This window comes from Lysinibacillus sp. GbtcB16 (genome assembly GCF_019091145.1).
Taxonomy (GTDB): domain Bacteria; phylum Bacillota; class Bacilli; order Bacillales_A; family Planococcaceae; genus Lysinibacillus; species Lysinibacillus fusiformis.
This window is the reverse complement of the sequence record NZ_JAGXJV010000268.1, coordinates 1-293: the sequence shown is the minus strand read 5'-3', so window position 1 is coordinate 293 and position 293 is coordinate 1. Positions and strand designations below refer to the sequence as shown.

General features: G+C 54.6%; 1 pseudogene. It reads left to right on the top strand.

Going from position 1 to position 293, the window contains the following annotated elements:
- Positions 1-30: 30 nt before the first annotated feature.
- A pseudogene (locus KVT27_RS24215) lies at positions 31-293 on the top strand (phosphoheptose isomerase); the annotation flags it as partial.

The following is a 293-nucleotide window of genomic DNA, read 5'->3' as shown; positions in this document are numbered from 1 at the left end:
ATGAAGCGCTCTTATGAGCAAGGGGGCAAAATGCTACTGGCCGGTAACGGAGGCAGCGCTGCAGATTGCGAGCATGTCGTGGGCGAACTCATGAAAGGCTTCATGTCTCCGCGTAAGCTTCCGAAGGCGAAGAGGGATATGCTGCTGATCCACGGGGATGAGCAGGGAGGCTATTTGGCTGATCATTTGCAGGGAGCGCTTCCGGCCATATCGCTTGTCAGTCATTCGGCTTTTTCAACGGCCTTCAATAACGACGTAGCGGCTGACATGGTGTTTGCGCAGCAAGTTTACGG